General features: G+C 72.0%; 20 protein-coding genes. 5 read left to right on the forward strand and 15 right to left on the reverse strand.

Annotation, left to right across the window (positions count from 1 at the left end; translation table 11 throughout):
• Both ACZ3IG_RS27915 and ACZ3IG_RS27920 read right to left on the reverse strand, forming a co-directional pair.
• A complete protein-coding gene (locus tag ACZ3IG_RS27915; protein WP_467435471.1) occupies positions 1-729 on the reverse strand; it encodes a prepilin peptidase in 729 nt (242 codons plus the stop codon).
• A gap of 329 nt (positions 730-1,058) precedes the next feature.
• Positions 1,059-1,907: a menaquinone biosynthetic enzyme MqnA/MqnD family protein gene (locus tag ACZ3IG_RS27920; protein WP_467435473.1), complete on the reverse strand. Its 849-nt coding sequence runs from the start codon at positions 1,905-1,907 to the stop codon at positions 1,059-1,061.
• A gap of 311 nt (positions 1,908-2,218) precedes the next feature.
• Between ACZ3IG_RS27920 and ACZ3IG_RS27925 the strand changes: the two genes are divergently transcribed.
• Positions 2,219-2,422 (forward strand): cold-shock protein, encoded by a 204-nt coding sequence (locus ACZ3IG_RS27925; protein WP_003974443.1) that lies wholly within the window; start codon positions 2,219-2,221, stop codon positions 2,420-2,422.
• 137 nt (positions 2,423-2,559) lie between these two features.
• Entirely contained in the window at positions 2,560-3,192 is a 633-nt protein-coding gene (locus ACZ3IG_RS27930) for a class I SAM-dependent DNA methyltransferase (RefSeq protein ID WP_467435474.1), read from the forward strand.
• A 20-nt stretch (positions 3,193-3,212) separates the two neighbouring features.
• Here ACZ3IG_RS27930 and ACZ3IG_RS27935 read toward each other — a convergent pair whose 3' ends face one another.
• Both ACZ3IG_RS27935 and ACZ3IG_RS27940 read right to left on the reverse strand, forming a co-directional pair.
• A complete protein-coding gene (locus ACZ3IG_RS27935; protein ID WP_467435475.1) occupies positions 3,213-5,153 on the reverse strand; it encodes an AMP-dependent synthetase/ligase in 1,941 nt (646 codons plus the stop codon).
• Between the two features lie 281 nt (positions 5,154-5,434).
• Positions 5,435-6,721, reverse strand: a complete 1,287-nt coding sequence (locus ACZ3IG_RS27940) for an acetyl-CoA C-acetyltransferase (protein ID WP_467435476.1) — start codon at positions 6,719-6,721, stop codon at positions 5,435-5,437.
• A 90-nt stretch (positions 6,722-6,811) separates the two neighbouring features.
• On the opposite strand from ACZ3IG_RS27940, the gene ACZ3IG_RS27945 reads away from it, so the two are divergent.
• Both ACZ3IG_RS27945 and ACZ3IG_RS27950 read left to right on the forward strand, forming a co-directional pair.
• A complete protein-coding gene (locus ACZ3IG_RS27945; RefSeq protein WP_467435477.1) occupies positions 6,812-8,104 on the forward strand; it encodes a 3-oxoacyl-ACP reductase in 1,293 nt (430 codons plus the stop codon).
• 1 nt (position 8,105) lies between these two features.
• Positions 8,106-8,942, forward strand: coding sequence for a MaoC family dehydratase (locus tag ACZ3IG_RS27950; RefSeq protein ID WP_467435478.1), 837 nt, complete (start codon positions 8,106-8,108; stop codon positions 8,940-8,942).
• On the opposite strand, the gene ACZ3IG_RS27955 is transcribed toward ACZ3IG_RS27950, so the two are convergent.
• From ACZ3IG_RS27955 to ACZ3IG_RS27990, 8 genes are all read right to left on the reverse strand, one after another.
• On the reverse strand, positions 8,930-9,637 hold the full coding sequence (locus tag ACZ3IG_RS27955) for a TetR/AcrR family transcriptional regulator (protein ID WP_467435551.1): 708 nt from the start codon (positions 9,635-9,637) through the stop codon (positions 8,930-8,932). The two genes, ACZ3IG_RS27950 and ACZ3IG_RS27955, sit on opposite strands and share 13 nt — an antisense overlap.
• Before the next feature lie 103 nt (positions 9,638-9,740).
• A complete protein-coding gene (locus ACZ3IG_RS27960) occupies positions 9,741-11,057 on the reverse strand; it encodes a dicarboxylate/amino acid:cation symporter (protein ID WP_467435479.1) in 1,317 nt (438 codons plus the stop codon).
• A 303-nt stretch (positions 11,058-11,360) separates the two neighbouring features.
• On the reverse strand, positions 11,361-11,660 hold the full coding sequence (locus ACZ3IG_RS27965; protein ID WP_467435480.1) for a DUF4229 domain-containing protein: 300 nt from the start codon (positions 11,658-11,660) through the stop codon (positions 11,361-11,363).
• A 109-nt stretch (positions 11,661-11,769) separates the two neighbouring features.
• Positions 11,770-12,294, reverse strand: coding sequence for a GNAT family N-acetyltransferase (locus ACZ3IG_RS27970; protein WP_467435481.1), 525 nt, complete (start codon positions 12,292-12,294; stop codon positions 11,770-11,772).
• A gap of 16 nt (positions 12,295-12,310) precedes the next feature.
• On the reverse strand, positions 12,311-12,949 hold the full coding sequence (locus ACZ3IG_RS27975) for a UdgX family uracil-DNA binding protein (protein ID WP_467435483.1): 639 nt from the start codon (positions 12,947-12,949) through the stop codon (positions 12,311-12,313).
• A gap of 85 nt (positions 12,950-13,034) precedes the next feature.
• Positions 13,035-14,198 (reverse strand): aminofutalosine synthase MqnE, encoded by a 1,164-nt coding sequence (gene mqnE / locus ACZ3IG_RS27980; RefSeq protein WP_403533692.1) that lies wholly within the window; start codon positions 14,196-14,198, stop codon positions 13,035-13,037.
• A gap of 42 nt (positions 14,199-14,240) precedes the next feature.
• A complete protein-coding gene (locus ACZ3IG_RS27985; RefSeq protein WP_189423099.1) occupies positions 14,241-14,696 on the reverse strand; it encodes an Lrp/AsnC family transcriptional regulator in 456 nt (151 codons plus the stop codon).
• Positions 14,697-14,765: 69 nt separating this feature from the next.
• Positions 14,766-15,494, reverse strand: a complete 729-nt coding sequence (locus tag ACZ3IG_RS27990) for a UbiX family flavin prenyltransferase (RefSeq protein ID WP_467435486.1) — start codon at positions 15,492-15,494, stop codon at positions 14,766-14,768.
• Between the two features lie 92 nt (positions 15,495-15,586).
• On the opposite strand from ACZ3IG_RS27990, the gene ACZ3IG_RS27995 reads away from it, so the two are divergent.
• Positions 15,587-16,204, forward strand: a complete 618-nt coding sequence (locus ACZ3IG_RS27995; RefSeq protein ID WP_467435487.1) for a rhomboid family intramembrane serine protease — start codon at positions 15,587-15,589, stop codon at positions 16,202-16,204.
• A gap of 4 nt (positions 16,205-16,208) precedes the next feature.
• Here ACZ3IG_RS27995 and ACZ3IG_RS28000 read toward each other — a convergent pair whose 3' ends face one another.
• The 3 genes from ACZ3IG_RS28000 to ACZ3IG_RS28010 are packed head-to-tail and all read right to left on the reverse strand — an operon-like array spanning position 16,209 to position 19,178.
• Positions 16,209-16,778, reverse strand: a complete 570-nt coding sequence (locus ACZ3IG_RS28000; protein ID WP_467435489.1) for a Uma2 family endonuclease — start codon at positions 16,776-16,778, stop codon at positions 16,209-16,211.
• Between the two features lie 46 nt (positions 16,779-16,824).
• Positions 16,825-17,730, reverse strand: coding sequence for a menaquinone biosynthesis prenyltransferase MqnP (gene mqnP / locus ACZ3IG_RS28005; protein WP_467435491.1), 906 nt, complete (start codon positions 17,728-17,730; stop codon positions 16,825-16,827).
• Positions 17,727-19,178 carry a menaquinone biosynthesis decarboxylase gene (locus ACZ3IG_RS28010; RefSeq protein WP_467435493.1) on the reverse strand — a complete coding sequence of 484 codons (1,452 nt, stop codon included), beginning with the start codon at positions 19,176-19,178 and terminating at the stop codon, positions 17,727-17,729. The genes mqnP and ACZ3IG_RS28010 overlap by 4 nt, the downstream gene beginning before the upstream one ends.
• Positions 19,179-19,189: the final 11 nt, after the last annotated feature.

A 19,189-nucleotide genomic window follows, 5' to 3' on the forward strand; every position in this document is an offset into this window, starting at 1 on the left:
TCAGGCCGTGAAGGCCCCCACCAGCAGGCCGAGGAACACCCCGCCGATCAGGAACGGCCCGAACGCGATCTGGGTGTCGCGCGCGGCCCGCCGGGCGACGACGAGCCCGATGCCGTACAGCGAGCCGAGCAGGAACCCGGCGAAGGCGCCCAGGAGGAGCGTCGCCCAGCCGTACCAGCCGAGCACCGCGCCCGCCCCGAGGGCCAGCTTCACGTCGCCGAAGGCCATGCCGGAGGGGTTGATCAGGAACAGCGCGTAGTAGCCGGCGCCGAGCGCGAGGGTGCCGAGCAGGGCGGTGGTCCACGACCCGGCGTGCTCCGGGACCAGGGAGACCAGGCCGAGCAGCGCGAGGGCGGCGCCCGCCAGCGGCAGGGTGAGCGGGTCCGGCAGGCGCCGTACCCGGACGTCGACGACGGTCAGCAGCACCGCGACCGGCGCGAGCGGCAGCCAGACGGCGAGTTCGGGCCGGGTGCCGGTGGCGGCGGCGAGGGCGGCGCAGGCCAGGGCGGTGACGGTGGCGGGGACGGCGGCGCCGGGGCCGTACGCCGTCCCGTCCCGGGGGCAGCGGGCCCGTCCGAGCCACCCCTCGACCGGGTGCCCGGCCGGGCAGGTGCGCCGCCAGTCCTCGCCGGGAGGGACGGAGAAGCGGTAGGCCGCGCGGGGCAGCAGCGCGCCCGCCGCCGCTCCCCACAGCGCGGCCACGGCGACGACCAGCAGCTCGACGCTCATGCCGTGGGCCCATTCCCCGCGTGCGGCAGCCGTGCCCCCGGCCTCCGGCCTGAGCAGTGGCGGGCCGGGCAGTGGCAGGCCGGGCCACGACGGACCGGACAGAAGCCGACCGGGCCACGGCGATCCGGACAGAAGCCGACCGGGCCACGACGATCCGGGCAGCGGCGGACCATGCCGGCCGGACCCGTCCGGGCGGGCGTCCGGCAGGGCCCCTCGGCAGCAGGCCCCTCGGCGGCGGGCCCCTCGGCGGCGGGTCCGTCGGTCTCCAGCGGGCGCATCGTGTCCACCCCTCCCCCGGTACGCGGCCTGCGAGCAGGGTAGTGGCCCGCTCAGGACTGGAGCAGATCCACCGTCACATCCGCCGGGAACCCGGTCGTCGGCCCGACCCGGCGGGCGAACTCGGTGACCGCCGCGAGCTGCGGCTGTCCGAAGCGGAAGTCGAGCGTGGTGAAGTACTGCGCGAGGGTCGCCTCGTCGAAGTCCTCCCAGCGGGCGGCCTGCTCGGCGACCTTGTCGACCTCCTCCAGGGAGAGGTTGCGGGAGGCGAGGAACGCCTCGTGCACCTTGCGGGTGATCTCCGGCTCCCGCTCGGCGTACTCCTTGCGGGCCGCCCAGACCGCGAAGACGAACGGCAGGCCGGTCCACTCCTTCCACAGTGCGCCCAGGTCGTGCACCTCCAGGCCGAAGCGGGGCCCGTCGAGCATGTTGGCGCGCAGCGCGGCGTCACCGATCAGGACGGCCGCGTCCGCCTCCCGCATCATCAGGCTGAGGTCGGGCGGGCAGGTGTAGTAGTCGGGCCGCACGCCGAACCGCTCGGCGAGCAGCAGCTGGGCGAGGCGGACGGAGGTGCGGGAGGTCGACCCGAGGGCGACCCGGGCACCGTCCAGCCGCTCCAGGGGCTTCTGCGAAACGATCACGCAGCTCATCACCGGGCCGTCGCAGCCGACGGCGATGTCCGGGAAGGCGACCAGTCGGTCGGCGTGCTTGAGGAACTCGACCAGGGTGATCGGCCCGATGTCGAGATCTCCCCGCACCAGCTGCTCGCTGAGCTTCTCCGGGGTGTCCTTCGTCAGCTCGAAGTCGAGGAGCGTGCCCGTTCTCGCGAGCCCCCAGTAGAGGGGCAGGCAGTTCAGGAACTGGATGTGGCCGACACGCGGCCGGGTGCGAGAATTGTCCACATCGCGAGGCTAGCCCTCGGCGGAGGATCACCGGGCGCCGACCCCCGGGCGGTTCCCCAGGGCTCCGGGCGTCAGCCGGACGCCACGCGCGTTCAAACCTTCGAGTGAAGTGATCTTGAGCTCTGTTGCTTTCGGGTGCCTGCATGCTAGGCTCGCCGCAAGTTGCAGTTTGGTTTCCCTTGCAGTACAGAGCCTGCGGAGCATGTGACCGCGGGCTCTCGTCATTCTCAGACGTATGCAGTTGTGCAGAATTAAATCTTCACACTTGCTGGTTCTGGAGCAGGGCAACCCTTTGGGCCCAAGGAGGGCTTATGGCTACCGGAACCGTGAAGTGGTTCAACGCCGAAAAGGGCTTTGGTTTCATCGCCCAGGAAGGCGGCGGCCCCGACGTCTTCGTCCACTACTCCGCGATCAACGCTCAGGGATTCCGGTCCCTGGAGGAGAACCAGCAGGTGTCCTTCGACGTCACGCAGGGCCCCAAGGGTCCGCAGGCTGAGAACGTCACCCCGGTCTGATCTGATCAGTTGATCTGATCTCCCGATCCGGATCGAGTGCAGTACCCAAGGAGCCCCGCGCCCTGTGGCGTGGGGCTCCTGCCTTCCCGGCCGGGAACCACCGGCGTTGTCAGTGGGGGCCTCTACTCTCCTTGGCCATGACCACGACCGAGGCCACCCGCGCCTTCTACGACGCCATCGCCGAGGACTACGCCGACCGCTTCCGCGGCGCGGGCGCCGGCACCCCCCTCGACCGGGCCCTGATGGCCGCCTTCGCCGAGCTGGTGGGACCGGAGGGCGAGGTGGCCGACCTGGGCTGCGGGCCCGGGCAGGTCACCGCGTACCTCGCCTCGCTCGGCCTGCGCGTCTTCGGCCTCGACCTCTCCGCCGCCATGCTGGAGATCGCCCGTCGCGACCATCCGGACCTGCGGTTCGAACAGGGCTCCATGCTCGATCTCGACCTGCCCGACGGTGCCCTCGCGGGGGCCGTCTCCTGGTACTCGTCGATCCACACGCCCTGGGAGCGGCTGCCGGACCTCTTCGCGGAGGTGCGGCGTGTGCTGGCCCCGGGCGGGCATCTGCTGCTCGCCTTCCAGGTCGGCGACGAGCCGCTGCTCCTGGACCGCCCCTTCGGTCACCCGGTGACCCTGGACTTCGAACGCAGGCAGCCGGAGCCGGTGGCGGAGCTGCTGGAGCGGGCCGGGTTCACCGTGCTGTCGCGGACGGTGCGGATACAGGAGGAGGAGACCTCCTCGAAGGTCCCGCAGGCCTGTCTGATCGCCCGCCGCTGACCCCGCCGCTGACCCCGCCGTCAGCCGGTCCGGTACAGCCCCTCCACCACATCCGCGAAGTCCCGCATGATCACATCGCGGCGGAGTTTCATCGAGGGGGTCAGATGGCCCGCGTACTCCGTGAAGTCGTGCGGCAGGACGGCGAAGCGGCGGATGGACTCGGGGCGGGAGACGAGCTTGTTCGCCTCGTCGACCGCCCGCTGGAGGACGGCGCGCAGGTCCTCGTCGTCGACGAGCAGTTCCGGCGGCACGGGGTGCTTGCCGTTCATGCGGCGCCAGTGGGTGATGCCGTCGGGGTCGAGGGTGAACAGGGCGCAGACGTAGGGGCGGCGGTCGCCCACGACCAGGCACTGGGAGATCAGGGGGTGGGAGCGCAGCCAGTCCTCCAGCGGGGCCGGGGCCACGCTGGAGCCGCCCGCCGTGATGAGCATCTCCTTCTTGCGGCCGGTGATGGTCAGGTACCCCTCGTCGTCCAGGGCGCCGAGGTCGCCGGTCGCGAACCAGCCGTCCGGCGCGGCGGACACCACCCCGCCGGCCGCCGGGTCCCAGTAGCCGTGCAGCACCTGCTCGCCGGAGACGAGGATCTCGCCGTCCTCGGCGATCCGCAGCCGGGTGCCGGGCAGCGGCCAGCCCACCGTGCCCAGACGCGGCTTGAGCGGCGGTGTCACCGTCACCGCCGCCGTCGTCTCGGTCAGGCCGTACCCCTCGAAGATCTCGATGCCGGCCCCGGCGTAGAAGGCGGCCAGGCGGCGGCCCAGCGGGGAACCGCCGCAGATGGCGTACCGGACCCGGCCGCCCATGGCGGCCCGGATCTTGCGGTACACCAGCGGGTCGTAGAAGGCGCGAGCCGTCCTCAGGGCGCGTCCCGGGCCGCCGCCCGCACCGGTCTGGCGGGCCTCCAGCGCCTCGCCGTAGCGCACGGCCACGGACTCCGCGCGGTCGAAGGCCGCCACCCGGCCGCCGGACTCGGCCTTGGCGCGGGCGGTGTTGAAGACCTTCTCCAGCATGTACGGAATGGTCAGCAGGCACGTCGGCCGGAACGCCGCCAGGTCCGGCAGCAGCTCGTCCGGTTTCAGACTGGGGGCGTGGCCGAGGCGGACCCGGGCCCGCACGCAGGCGACGGCGACCATCCGGCCGAAGACGTGGGACATGGGGAGGAAGAGGAGGATCGAGGGTTCCTCGCCCACCGTCGCCTTGAACACCGGGTAGAGCAGCTCGATGGCGTTGTCCACCTCGGCGAAGAAGTTGCCGTGGGTGAGCGCGCAGCCCTTGGGGCGGCCGGTGGTGCCGGAGGTGTAGATGAGGGTGGCGAGGGTGCTGGGGCTGAGCATCCCGCGGCGGACGCCGATCTCGGCGTCGGGCACCCCGGCGCCCAGCTCCGCGAGCCGTTCCACATGGCCCTGCTCGATGATCCACAGGCGCTTGAGGTCGGGCAGCCGGTCCAGATCCGGCCCGAGGGCGGCGGCCTGGGCGGTGGTCTCGGTGACCAGGGCGACCGCGCCGGAGTCGTGCAGGATCCAGCGGATCTGGAAGAGGGACGAGGTCGGGTAGATCGGCACGGTCACCAGCCCGGCGGCCCAGGCGGCGAAGTCCAGGAGGGTCCACTCGTAGGTCGTCCGCGCCATCACGGCGATCCGGTCGCCCGGCGCCAGGCCCTCGGCCGTCAGGCCCTTGGCCAGTGCCAGCACCTGCTCGGCGAACTCCGCGGCCGTCACGTCGGCCCACCGCCCGTCCGCCGCCTTGCGGCCGAGCACCACCGACCCGGGGGCCGCGGCCGCGTTGTCGAACGGCAGGTCGGCGAGCGACCCGTGCCGTACCGGCGGGGCGAACGGCGGTACGTACACCTCCCGCACGGCCCCGTCCAGCCGCCGTGTCTCGGGCTCCACGAGGACGGGTCCGGGCGCGTCGCCGTAGGCGGCGGACGCGGCGGACGTGGCGAAGGAAGGTAGCGGAGTGGACACGGGCGGCTCCTGGGGCGGGCGGCGGCGGCTCCGCTCGGCTGCATGACGTACGCGTGCCGGCGTTCAGCGGTGGGACCGGTGCGACCGGCGGGACCCGGCGGACCGGTGGACCGACGGGGTGGCGGCCCCGCCGGTCGGCTTGGGGATCGTACGGGGCCCACGTGGGGAGTTGGTGCGGGTTCCGGGTCGGTCCGGGGCCGGGGTTGTGCAACCTCCGGAGTTACCTGTAAGTAGCCTCGGGAGTCACGTGTCAGCGGCCTCGCGCCGTCCCAGGGGGTGGGTCAGGCGCGTTCCAGGACGGCCGTCACGCCCTGTCCGCCCGCCGCGCAGACCGAGATCAGCCCCCGGCCCGGCGCCTCCCGTTCCGCCAGCAGTTTCGCCAGGGTGGCCACGATCCGGGCGCCGGTCGCCGCGAAGGGGTGGCCGGTGGCGAGCGAGGAGCCGGCCACGTTCAGGCGGGCCCGGTCCACGGGGGCCAGGCCCCGCTTCTCCCAGGCCGCCAGCGTGGCCAGCACCTGGGAGGCGAACGCCTCGTGCACCTCGATCAGGTCGAAGTCCTCGATGCCGTACCCGGTCCGCGCCAGCATCCGCGGCACCGCGTACGCCGGGGCCATCAGCAGCCCGTCCGCGCCCCCCGTCACGTCCCCGGCCACGAAGTCGACCGCCGCCGTCTCGTACGCGGTCAGGTACGCCAGCGGTTCCAGCCCGCGCTCGGCCACCCACTCCTCGCTCGCCAGCAGCACGGTCGCCGCGCCGTCCGTCAGGGGCGTGGAGTTGCCCGCCGTCATGGTCGGCGCGGGCCCGTCCGTGCCGAACACCGGCTTCAGCGCGGCGAGCTTCTCCGGCGTCGAGTCCGGCCGCAGGTTCTGGTCGCGGGACAGTCCCCGGAACGGGACGACCAGGTCCTCGAAGAAGCCCCGTTCGTACGCCGCCGCCAGCCGCTGGTGGCTGGTGGCCGCCAGTTCGTCCTGGGCCTCGCGGGTGATGCCCCAGGCCCGTGCGGTGACCGCCGCGTGCTCCCCCATCGACAGGCCGGTGCGCGGCTCGGCGTTGCGCGGGATGTCCGGGACGAGGTGACCGGGGCGGACGCGGGCGAGGGCCCTGAGCCGGGCGCCCGCCGACTTCGCCCGCCGGGCCTCCAGGAGGATGCGCCGGAGCCGGTCGTTGACGCCGAGCGGCGCGTCGCTCGCGGTGTCCGCGCCGCCCGCGACCGCCGACTCGGTCTGCCCGAGGGCGATCTTGTTGGCGGCGGCGACGACCGCCTGGAGTCCGGTGCCGCACGCCTGCTGGACGTCGTAGGCGGGCGTACGGGGATCGAGTACCGAGCCGAGGACCGTCTCGCGGGCCAGGTTGAAGTCGCGGCTGTGCTTGAGGACCGCGCCGGCGACGAACTCGCCCACCGCGCCGGGCCCGCGCAGCCCGTACCGCTCGGCCAGTCCGTCCAGGGCGGCGGTCAGCATCTCCTGGTTGGAGGCGGTGGCGTACGGGCCGTCCGAGCGGGCGAACGGGATGCGCGTACCGCCGACGACCGCGACCCGGCGGGCCCTCGGGGGCTCAAGGGGACTCATCTCGACCGTGCTCCTCATCCACGCGGCGACGACCACTTACCTCCGGTAACCTTACTCCACGGTAAGCAGACCGGACGCTGGGAGTCACGCATGGCCGACCGCTATCTGAGCTTCACCGGCACCGCGCCGGGCCGTTTCCTGACCCGTCGGCTCGGCCTGCCGCAGCCGGCGCCGCTGCGCCGCTGGTCGCCGGAGCGTCCGGCCCTGGAGGGCGAGGTGCTGCTGCTGACGGCGGGGAAGTCGGACCTGGACCTCGCGTTCGTGCGTACGGCGCCCTCCGACCGCCCCGCCGCCGTCGTCCTGGACGCCACCGGCGTCCAGGACGTGGCGGCGCTCGCCGAGGTGCACGCGGCCCTGCACCCGGTCGTCCGGTCGGTCACGGCGGGCGGGCGCGTCCTCGTGCTGGGCTCCCCGCCCGCCGCCGACGACCATCACCAGGCCGCCGCCCAGCAGGCGCTGGAGGGCTTCACCCGTTCGCTCGGCAAGGAGATCGGCCGGGGCAGGACCGTCAACCTGGTCCGTCTCACGGACGCCCGCGCCGCCGAGTCCACGCTCCGCTTCCTGCTCTCCCCCAAGTCGGCCTACGTCAGCGGCCAGGTCATCGCCGTCGGCCCCGGCGACGGCAGGCCCGCCGCCCCGGCCGACCCCGCCCGCCCCCTCGCCGGACGCACCGCCCTGGTCACCGGCGGCGCGCGCGGCATCGGCGAGGCGGTCGCCGGCACCCTCGCCCGGGACGGCGCCCACGTCGTCGTACTGGACGTCCCCGCGGCCGAGGAGGACGCCCGGCGCGTCGCCGAACGGCTCGGCGGCACCGCCCTCGCCCTCGACATCACCGCCGCCGACGCGGGCGAGCGGATCGCGGCGGCGGTCCCCGACGGGCTGGACGTCCTCGTCCACAACGCGGGCGTCACCCGGGACCGCCGGCTGGTCAACATGCCCGCCGACCGCTGGAGTTCCGTCCTCGACGTCAACCTCGCGAGCGTGCTGCGCACCACGGACGCGCTGCTGTCCGCCGGGGCGGTGCGCACCGGCGGCCGGATCGTGGCGACGGCCTCCATCGCGGGCCTCGCCGGGAACGCGGGCCAGACCAACTACGCGGCGAGCAAGGCCGGGATCGTCGGCCTGGTCCGCGCCCTGGCCCCGCGCGCGCGGGCCGAGCACGGGGTGACGGTGAACGCGGTCGCGCCGGGCTTCATCGAGACGAAGATGACGGCGGCGGTCCCGCTGTTCATCCGCGAGGCGGGCCGCCGGATGAACTCCCTCGCCCAGGGCGGCCTGCCCGTCGACGTCGCCGAGACCACCGCCTGGCTGGCGCACCCGGCCTCGGGCGCGGTCAACGGCCAGGTCGTCCGGGTCTGCGGCCAGAGCCTGCTGGGGGCCTGAGATGACCAGCACCCTGTCGACCGCCCCCGCCCTGCCGCCGCTGCTGGCCCGGGGCGCCCTGCTCTCCCCCTTCAAACGCCCCCGCCCGGACGCTGGCTTCCCGCGCACCCGGCTGCTGCTGCCCCGGCTGCGCGCCGACCTGACCCGGCTGACGGCGTACGAGCGGGTCTGCGGCTTCCCCACCGGCGAGGACACCCTGCCGGTCACCTATCCGCACGTCATGGGGTTCCCGCTGGCCATGCGGCTGATGAGCGCCCGGGACTTCCCGCTGCCGCTGCTCGGCCTGGTCCACACGTCGGTCGACATCACCCGGCGGGCACCACTGCGGGCCGACGCGGCGTACGACTTCGCCGTGTGCGTCACCGGGCTGGCACCGCACCGGCGGGGCACCGAGGCGACGGTGGTCACCGAGGTGCGGACCGGCGCAGGCGTCGTATGGGAGTCGGCCAGTACGTACCTGGCCCGGCACCGGACGGACCCGGCCGCCCCCGCGACCGCCCGCGAGGAGCCCGAGCCGCTGCCGGTCCGGGCCACCTGGCACCCGGCCGGCAGTACCGGCCGCCGCTACGCCGCCGCGTCCGGCGACCACAACCCGATCCACCTCCACCCGCTCACCGCCCGCCTGTTCGGCTTCCCGCGGGCCATCGCGCACGGCATGTGGACCGTCGCCCGCTGCCTGGCGGAGCACGGCACGCCGGACGCGGTCAGGGTGCGGGCACAGTTCCGGGCACCGGTGCCGCTGCCGGGGACGGTGGTGTACGGGGCGCGGGGCGGGCGGTTCGAACTGCGCGGCCCGCGTGACCGCGTCCACCTGACGGGCAGCGTCTACCCGGCCTGAGCGACCGCGTCCCCCTCGTGCTCGTCGGCGCCGGTGTCGTCGGTGTCATCGGTGTCGTCGGGCGCGGTCCAGGGCCGGTCCGCCATCAGGTTGCCGAGCCCGGCCCAGGCGAAGTTCATCAGGGTCGCCGCCGCCTGCTTGGCGGTGACGCCCTCGGTGGCGCCCGCCCAGTCGGCGAGCGACTCGGCGGCGCCGACCAGCGCCTCGGCGAGCCCCGCGACCTCGTGTCCGGGCAGGCCGGGGTCGCGGTGGGCCTCACGGGCCGCCGCGGCGATCAGCTCCGTCACGAACGCGACGATCTCCGCGCGCATCGCGGCGACCTCGGCGGCGAACGGGTCGCCGTGCGTGCGGGCCTGGAGGTGCAGCACCGCCCAGCCGTCCGGGTTGCGGGCGGTGTGGTCGAAGAACGCGCGCAGCCCGGACCAGAGCTGTCCGTCGGCGGGCAGTCCGCGGCGCACCCCGGCCCGCACCGCCGCGGTCAGCGCCCGTGCCTCACGGCGGATGCAGGCGGTGAAGAGGTCTTCCTTGGAGTTGAGGTACAGGTACACCAGCGGCTTGGACACGCCCGCCAGCTCGGCGATCTCGTCCATCGACGCGGCCCGGTACCCGCGCCGCCCGAAGGTGCGCACGGCGGCGTCCAGCATCTGCCGCTCCCGGACGGCCCGCGGCATCCGCTTGGTTCTTCCGCCGCCCACATCCACACCCGCACCCATACGCATCAGCGTACGGCCCGGACGGAGTACTCCCGCCCGGGCCGTATGCCTGATATATCCGTATCCGCTCCGATACGCCGCAGCGCTACGCGGCGGCCGGTACCTGCTCCGGCTCGCGGTCCCGTACGGGCTCCGGCTCGTCGATCGGGGAGCTGTGCGCCTTGTCGTACGCCTCGCGGTCGAGCAGGCCCTCGCGGGCCGAGACGATGACCGGGATCAGCGCCTGGCCGGCCACGTTGGTGGCCGTACGCATCATGTCCAGGATCGGGTCGATGGCGAGCAGCAGACCGACGCCCTCCATGGGCAGGCCCAGCGTGGAGAGGGTCAGGGTCAGCATGACCGTCGCGCCGGTCAGACCGGCCGTGGCGGCGGAGCCGACCACCGAGACGAAGGCGATCAGCAGGTAGTCACCGACGCCCAGCTGGATGTCGAAGATCTGCGCGACGAAGATCGCGGCGATCGCCGGGTAGATCGCGGCGCAGCCGTCCATCTTGGTCGTCGCCCCGAACGGCACCGCGAAGGACGCGTACTCCTTCGGCACGCCGAGCCGCTCGGTGACCTTCTGCGTCAGCGGCATGGTGCCGACCGACGAGCGGGAGACGAAGGCCAGCTGGATCGCGGGCCAGGCGCCCCTGAAGAACTGCAGCGGGTTGGCCTTGGCGACGCCCGCGATCAGCGCCGGGTAGACCACGAAGAGGACGATCGCGCAGCCGACGTAGATGTCGGCGGTGAAGGTCGCGTACTTGCCGATCAGGTCCCAGCCGTACGTCGCGATGGCGGTGCCGATCAGGCCGACGGTGCCCAGCGGGGCGAGGCGGATGACCCACCACAGGGCCTTCTGGAGGAGTTCGAGGACGGACTCGCTCAGGGTGAGGATCGGCTTGGCCTTCTCGCCCAGCTGGAGGGCTGCGATACCGGCGACGGCGGCCATAAAGACGATCTGGAGCACGTTCAGCTCGGTGAACGGCGTGATCACGTCGGTCGGCACGATGCCGGTGAGGAAGTCCAGCCAGGAACCGGTCTTCTCGGGCAGCTCACCATCCTTCGGGGTCAGGCCGGTGCCGGCGCCGGGGTTGGTGACCAGGCCGATGACGAGGCCGATGGCCACCGCGATCAGCGACGTGATCATGAACCAGAGGAGGGTGCGGGACGCCAGCCGGGCCGCGTTGTTGACCTTCCGCAGGTTGGTGATCGAGACCAGGATCGCGAAGAAGACCAGCGGGGCGACGGCCAGCTTCAGCAGACCGATGAAGACGCTGCCGATCTTGTCCAGGGTCGTGACCAGCCACGACACGTCCTGGCTGCGGGCGAGCCAGCCGAGCAGCACACCCAGGACGAGACCGGCGATTATCTGGGCCCAGAAGGGCACCTTGAAGGACTGCGTGCGTGAGGACACGGACATGCTCCGTTGAAGGGGGACGGGACGCGCTGAGCCGACGTCACGGAAGGGGGGAAGCGGGGGACGTCAGGGGCGACAGCTTGCGGACGCGCACCGGCAGAGGTCCACGTGCAGCCGCGCCACGAGCGGGACGCTCACGGGCAGAGGGGACACGGCTGCAGACTTCATGCATCCGACTTTAACACCAATACTTTGAGAGGCCCATAGCCTGACTTTGACAGGCCTCCGGCCGCCTTCTCCCGCACAACGCAAAGCGCCCCGGCGATCACCGGGGCGCTCATGCGCTACGCGCGTACTGCTCTGCCGCTACGAGGTCTGTCCCTGTGCCCGGGACGCGTCGTCGACGCCGTCCTCCTGGCTGCGGTTGGCCTCCAGGCCGGCCTTCATGCGGTCCACCTTGTTCACCACCTGGACGGAGGCCCGGTCGCGCTCCCCGCGCAGCGCCACGAAGCTGATCGGGGCCGAGATCACCAGCGCGAGCAGCACGATCCACATGCCGTTGGAGTCACCGAGGCCGCTCGGGAAGACCCCGGCGTAGACGAGGCCCCAGACGACCACGGCGCAGCCCACGAAGATCCCGAGGCGCATCAGCGTGTAGCGGAGCATCTCAATCCACACTTCCGTTTCCGGCACAAAGAGGCACCGTCCAGTGAAGCACGCCGGGCTGCCCGCGCGTCAGCGGGGGTACGGGAGGCGGTGCGGGGCGGTACGGAGGTCAGTTCAGCGGCAGCAGCATGATCACGTCGTCGCGGTCGTCGCCGGGGGCGACGCGGATCGCGCCGGGGACGCGGCCGACCTCCTTGTAGCCGCAGGAGGCGTAGAACCGCTCCAGGCCGAGACCGCCCCGGCAGGTGAGCCGTATCGCCTCGATGCCGTCGAAGGAGCGGGCCGCGTCGGCGGCGGCGGCCAGCAGGTCACGGCCGTACCCCTGGCCCTGGTACCGGGGGTGCACCATCACGGTGTAGAGCCACAGCCAGTGGGTCATCAGCCGGTGGGTGTTGCGGGTGAGGAACGCGGTGGCGGCCACTCGCCCCTCCTCGTCGTGCCCCACCAGCAGCCGGGCGCGGCCCTCCGCCATGGCCACCAGGTGCTTGACCAGCTCGGGGCGGACCGTCTCCCGCGTCACCGGCGGCACGAAACCGACGGAGCCGCCCGCGTTGGACACGTCCGTCCACAGGCCGAGGACGCCGTCACGCAGGTCGGTCGTGACGGCCGGGTCGAGAGTGAAAGTAAGAGGCACAGTGCAATAGTAGCTATTACCCGAGCGCGTCTGCCGCCACCGTCAGATCCGCGACCAGCCCCTGGTAGGCGGCCTCCCGGTCGTCCGCGCGCAGCACCGCCGAAGGGTGCACGGTCGGCACCAGCCGCTCCCGGCGCCCGTGGATCTCCTCCTCCAGCACCGTGCCGCGCACCTGGGTGACCCGGAACGAGGAGCCCAGCAGCGCCTTGCCCGCGGTCGCGCCGAGCACCACGATCAGCTCGGGTCCGACCAGCGCCAGCTCGGCGGCGAGCCAGGGGCCGCAGGCGGCCGCCTCGCGCAGGGTGGGAGCCTTGTGGATACGGCGCTTGCGGGGCTCCGCCCGCATGAACTTGAAGTGCTTGACGGCGTTGGTGACGTACGCGTCCGCCGGGTCCAGGCCGGCTTCGTCCAGCGCCCGGTCGAGCAGCTGGCCGGCGGGGCCGACGAAGGGCTTGCCCTGCCGGTCCTCCTGGTCGCCGGGCTGCTCACCGACGAGCATCACGCGCGCGTGCGGGTTTCCCTGTCCGAAGACCGTCTGGGTGGCGTCGCGGTGCAGGGGGCAGCCGCGGCAGCCGGCGGCGGCTTCCCGCAGGGCGGGGAGGCCGCCGTGGTCCGGAACGAAGGGGCCGGCCGTGTAGTCGTCCTCGGGGGGCATGGGGGCCGGGTACCCGCCGCGGGGACGCGGATGTGAGCCGGGTGCGGGCGAGTGGGGGCCGGTCGCCCGCACCCGGCGACGGGAGTCAGACCCGCATCGGCTGCGGCGCGTCCCGGCGCGCCGGGTCGGGGCCGTCGAACTCCCGGATGATCTCGTACCGCGTGTTCCGCTCCACCGGCCGGAACCCGGCGTCCCGGATCAGGTCGAGCAGGTCGTCGCGGGTCAGCTTGTTCGGCGTGCCGTAGTTGTCCGCGTCGTGAGTGATCTTGTACTCGACCACCGACCCGTCCATGTCGTCGGCCCCGTGCTGCAGCGCGAGCTGCGCGGTCTGCACACCGTGCATCACCCAGAAGACCTTCACGTGCGGCACGTTGTCGAACAGCAGCCGGGAGACGGCGAAGGTCTTCAGCGCCTCGGCCCCCGTCGCCATCTGCGTCCGCGCCTGGAGCCGGTTGCGTACCTTCCCGTCCTTCATGTCCACGAAGTCGTGCTGGTAGCGCAGCGGGATGAAGACCTGGAAGCCGCCCGTCTCGTCCTGGAGCTCGCGCAGCCGCAGCACGTGGTCCACGCGGTGGCGCGGTTCCTCGATGTGGCCGTAGAGCATGGTGCACGGGGTCTTCAGCCCCTTCTCGTGCGCCAGCCGGTGGATGCGGGACCAGTCCTCCCAGTGGGTGCGGTGGTCCACGATGTGCTGCCGGACCTCCCAGTCGAAGATCTCGGCGCCGCCGCCGGTCAGCGACTCCAGACCCGCGTCGATCAGCTCGTCGAGGATGTCGGAGGCCGACATGCCGGAGATGGTCTCGAAGTGGTGGATCTCGGTGGCGGTGAACGCCTTCAGCGACACGTCCGGCAGCGCGGCCTTCAGCTCGCGCAGCGAGCGCGGGTAGTACCGCCACGGCAGATTCGGGTGCAGCCCGTTGACGATGTGCAGCTCGGTGAGGTTCTCGCTCTCCATCTCCTTGGCGAGCTTCACCGCCTCCTCGATGCGCATCGTGTACGCGTCCTTCTCCCCCGGCTTGCGCTGGAAGGAGCAGTAGGCGCAGGACGCCGTGCACACGTTGGTCATGTTGAGGTGGCGGTTGACGTTGAAGTGGACGACGTCGCCGTTCTTCCGCGTCCGCACCTCGTGCGCGAGGCCGCCGAGCCAGGCCAGATCGTCCGACTCGTACAGCGCGATGCCGTCCTCGCGGGTCAGCCGCTCACCGGAGCGGACCTTCTCCTCCAGCTCGCGCTTGAGCCCGACGTCCATACCCACACCTTTCTCCGACAACTCGACCAACCGTACGCCTGCCTAGACCTCGTCCGGCAGCTCGCCCACCCGGTTCTCCCACTTGGTGGAGAGCACGACGGTGGTACGGGTCCGGGAGACGCCCTTGGTCCCCGACAGCCGGCGGATGATCCGCTCCAGACCGTCCACGTCGGTCGCGCGCACCTTGAGCATGTAGGAGTCGTCGCCTGCGATGAACCAGCAGTCCTCGATCTCCCGCAGCTCCTTCAGCCGCTGGGCCACGTCCTCGTGGTCGGCGGCGTCGGAGAGGGAGATGCCGATCAGGGCCACGGCGCCCAGGCCGAGCGAGGCGGCGTCCACCGTGGCCCGGTAGCCGGTGATGACACCGGCCGCCTCCAGGCGGTTGATGCGGTCGGTGACGCTGGGTCCCGACAGGCCGACGAGGCGCCCCAGCTCGGCGTAGGAGGCCCGGCCGTTCTCCCGCAGGGCCTGGATGAGCTGCCTGTCCACCGCGTCCATGGATCGAAGCCTTCCGATATGTGGATCTCGAAGAGTTCTGAGTTGTGTGGGGGGGGTGAGGGTGGGGCCTCAGAGGGGCGCACTCGAACCGGAACCGGAACCGGAACCGGGACCGCGTCCAGGACCGGACCCGCCGCCGAGTTCGCCCGCCCAGCGGCGGTAGAGCCGGTGCGGTACGTCCGCCGCGTCGAGGACCCGGCCGGCGACGAAGTCCACCAGGTCCTGGATGTGGGTGGCGCCCGCGTAGAAGGCCGGCGAGGCGGGCACCACGGCGGCGCCCGCGTCGTCCAGGGCCACCAGGTGCCGGAGGGTCTGCCCGTTCAGCGGGGTCTCCCGAACGGCCACGACCAGCGTGCGCCCCTCCTTCAGGGTGACGCTCGCCGCCCGCTGCAACAGGTCCTTGGACAGGCCGAGCGCGACCCCGGCGACACACGCGGTCGACGCGGGCACGATCAGCATGCCCTTGGCCGGGTACGAGCCGGAGGACGGCCCGGCGGCCAGGTCCCCGGCGTTCCAGTACCGCACCGCGTCGAGGTCGACGGCGAAGGTGCCGGGCTTGCCGTCGGCGCCCCGCGCGAGCCATTCCCGCAGGTCGTCACGCCAGTGGGCGTCCCGGAAGGAGATACCGGTCTCGTCGAGCAGGGTGAGCCGCGAGGCCCGGCTGACCACCAGGTCGACGCTCTCGCCCGCGGCGAGCAGAGCGCGCAGCACGGAGGCGGCATACGGAGTGCCGGAGGCACCTGACACCCCCACGATCCAAGGCGTACGCGCCGTCTCTCCTGGCTTGACTGGGTTCACGGTACCGAGCCTATCGGCAGCCGTGGGGCGGGAACCGGCCAAGGGGGTCCGGGCGTTGTCCGGAGGGGATGGGCGAGTGGGCGGGGGCCGGTATGACGGGCAAGGCACCGGGGACGCGCAGGCCGTACTGGTCACCGGGCGACCGGGCGAAGGCCGCGGCCAGGCTGATGGCCGCCTGGGTCGCGCTGCTGTGGCTGCTGGAACTGGCCGACGTGGCGAGCGGTCACGCCCTGGACCGCTTCGGCATCGTCCCGCGCACCCCGTCGGAGCTGGCGGACGTCGTCCCGGCGTCCTTCGTCCACTTCGGTTTCGCGCACGTCGCCGCCAACAGCGTGCCGCTGCTGGTCCTCGGCTTCCTCGCCGCGCTGGGCGGGATACGCCGGTTCCTCGCGGTCTGCGCGGCCGTCGTGGTGGCGGACGGGCTGGGCGTCTGGCTGGTCTCCCCGTCGGACACCAACACGGCCGGCGCCTCCGGCCTGATCTTCGGCCTCTTCGGCTTCCTGCTGGTCAGCGGCTTCGTCGAGCGCCGCCCGCTGGGCGTCCTGGCCGGGGTCCTGGTGGCCGCGGTCTGGGGCGGCTCCCTGCTCGCCGGCCTCGCCCCGACCCAGTCCGGCGTCAGCTGGCAGGGCCACCTGATCGGCCTGGCGGCGGGTGTCGCGGCGGCGTTCACCTTCCGGCACCGGGACCGGGGCCGGACACCGGCGGCCTGACGGGTCAGCGGGGCTGTGCGGCGGGGTCCACGGGGAGGCGGTCGGTGGGGATCTTCAGGGTGCCGAGGGGGGAGTCGACGGTCAGTGCCGCGCCGTAGGCGAGGGTGTCCCGGCCTCGATAGCCTTCCGGCCCGGGGTTCCACATCGTGACGGCCTGCCCTTGGAGCGGGTCGAGCAGCAGATAGTTGGCGATTCCCCGGGCTGCGTACCAACGGGGCTTGAGGTCGTAGTCCCGGCGGACGCTGCTCGGCGACACCACCTCGGCGACGAGTTCGATCAGGTCCGGTGAGTAGTCGCTGCGGTTCTCGGCCTCGGCCTCGACGGGAATGACCGCGATGTCCGGGCAGAACTCGTTGGCGTCGTCGAACGGAAAGGCCACGTCACTCACCAAGGCCCAGCCTGACGGCAACTGCTCCTCCAGGATCGTCCACAACCGCTGGATGCTTCGCCCGTGGAACGGCTTGACCGGATTCATCACGATGCTGCCCTCGACAATCTCTGTCAGATAGCCGGGGAACATGTCCTCCAGCCGGCTGAGCTGCGAGTGCAGGCGGTCAAGGTCCGAGACGGTCACGGTGGCCTCCCTGGGTTCCTGCCCTCGATAGTAGGCCGCACCGTAATCAGAGGGTCAGACCTCGAACCAGGAGATCCAGCAGCGCGCACACGAACAGGGCAATGCCGATGAAACCATTGACGCTGAAGAACGCCCGGTTGAGACGGGACAGGTCGTTGGGGCGGACGATGCTGTGCTCGTAGACGAACGCGCCCGCGACGATCAGCAGGCCGAGCCAGAAGAACGCGCCGGCGTCGGTGGCGAGGGCGTACCAGACGAACAGGGCCGTCGTCACGGTGTGGCAGCCCCGCGCGCCCCAGATCGCGGCCGGGATGCCGAAGCGGGCCGGGACCGAGCGGACGCCGACCTCGCGGTCGGTCTCCACGTCCTGGCAGGCGTAGATCAGGTCGAAGCCGCCGATCCAGATGCCGACCGCGAGGCCGAGGATCACCGCGTCCCAGGACCACTCGCCGGTGATGGCGAGCCAGCCGCCGATGGGACCCATCGCCTGCGCGAGACCGAGGATGGCCTGCGGGAAGTCGGTGAACCGCTTGCCGTACGGGTAGACCACCATCGGGATCACCGCGACAGGCGCCAGCGCGAGGCAGAGCGGGTTGAGCAGGGCCGCCGAGCCCAGGAAGACGACGACCGCGACGATCGCGCCGGTCCAGGCGTGCTTGACCGACATCGCGCCGGTGACCAGTTCGCGGTGGGCGGTGCGCGGGTTGCGGGCGTCGATCTCGCGGTCGATGATCCGGTTGACGGCCATCGCGAAGGTGCGCAGGCCCACCATGCAGACGGTCACCAGCAGCAGCCGGCCCCAGTGGATGTTGCCGTCCAGCTTGTACATGGCTGTCAGGGCGGCGATGTAGGCGAAGGGCAGCGCGAACACCGAGTGCTCGATCATCACCAGGCGCAGGAACGCCTTGGTGCGTCCGGGCTGCCGGGGCAGCGCGGCGGAAGCCGACGTCACAGTCCGTACTCCTTCCAGCGGCGGTCGACCTTCGCCGCCGTCTCCGGGTCGGACAGCACCATGTCCGGCCAGCCCCCGTTCCGGGTGTACCCCTCCTCGGGAAGCTTCTTCGTCGCGTCGATGCCCGCCTTGCCGCCCCAGAACTGCTGGTAGGAGGCGTGGTCGAGATGGTCGACCGGGCCTTCCGCGACGGTGAGGTCACGGGCGTAGTCCGTGTTGCCGAGCGCCCGCCAGGCGACCTCGTGCAGGTCGTGGACGTCGCAGTCGGAGTCGACGACCACGATCAGCTTGGTCAGGGACATCATGTGCGCGCCCCAGATGGCGTGCATCACCTTCTGGGCGTGTTTGGGGTACTTCTTGTCGATGGACACGATCGCACAGTTGTGGAAGCCGCCCGCCTCCGGGAGGTGGTAGTCCACGATGTCCGGCACGATGATCTTGAGGAGCGGAAGGAAGAAGCGTTCCGTCGCCCGTCCGAGCGGGCCGTCCTCGGTCGGGGGGCGGCCGACGACGATCGACTGGAGCAGCGGGCGCTTGCGCATCGTCACGCAGTCGATGGTCAGGGCGGGGAAGGGTTCCTGCGGGGTGTAGAAGCCGGTGTGGTCGCCGAAGGGGCCCTCGGGGAGCATCTCGCCGGGCTCCAGCCAGCCCTCCAGCACCACTTCGGCGTTGGCGGGGACCTGGAGCGGGACCGTCTTGCAGTCGACCATCTCGATCCGCTTGCCCTGCACGAACCCGGCGAACAGGTACTCGTCGATGTCCCCGGGGAGCGGGGCGGTCGAGGCGTACGTCACGGCCGGCGGGCAGCCGAAGGCGATGGCGACCGGCAGCCGCTCGCCCCGCCGCGCCGCCACCTGGTAGTGGTTCCGGCTGTCCTTGTGGATCTGCCAGTGCATGCCGATGGTGCGCTTGTCGTGGCGCTGGAGGCGGTAGAGGCCGAGGTTGCGGATGCCGGTCTCGGGGTCCTTGGTGTGGGTGAGGCCCAGGTTGAAGAAGGAGCCGCCGTCCTTGGGCCAGGTGAACAGGGCGGGGAGGCGGTCGAGGTCGACGTCGTCGCCGGTGAGCACGGTCTCCTGGACCGGGGCCTCCTTGACCTTCTTCGGCGGTACGTGCGTCATCGCGCCGAGCTTGCCGAACGCCTCGCGCACCCCGACGAACCCGTGCGGCAGCTCGGGCCGCAGCAGCCCGCCGATCTTCTCGGAGATGTCCTCGTACGACGTGAGGCCGAGCGCCTTCAGCAGGCGGCGGTCGGTGCCGAAGACGTTCATCGCCAGAGGAAGGTCGGAGCCCTTGACGTTCTCGAAGAGCAGGGCGGGGCCGCCGGCCTTGTTCACCCGGTCGACGATCTCCCCGACCTCCAGGCAGGGGTCGACCTCGGCCTTGACACGCTTGAGGTCGCCCTCGCGTTCCAGTGCCCTGAGCAGGGAGCGAAGATCGTCGTAAGCCATGCCGTCCAGTA

The sequence above is a fragment of the Streptomyces sp. NPDC016677 genome (assembly GCF_055562815.1).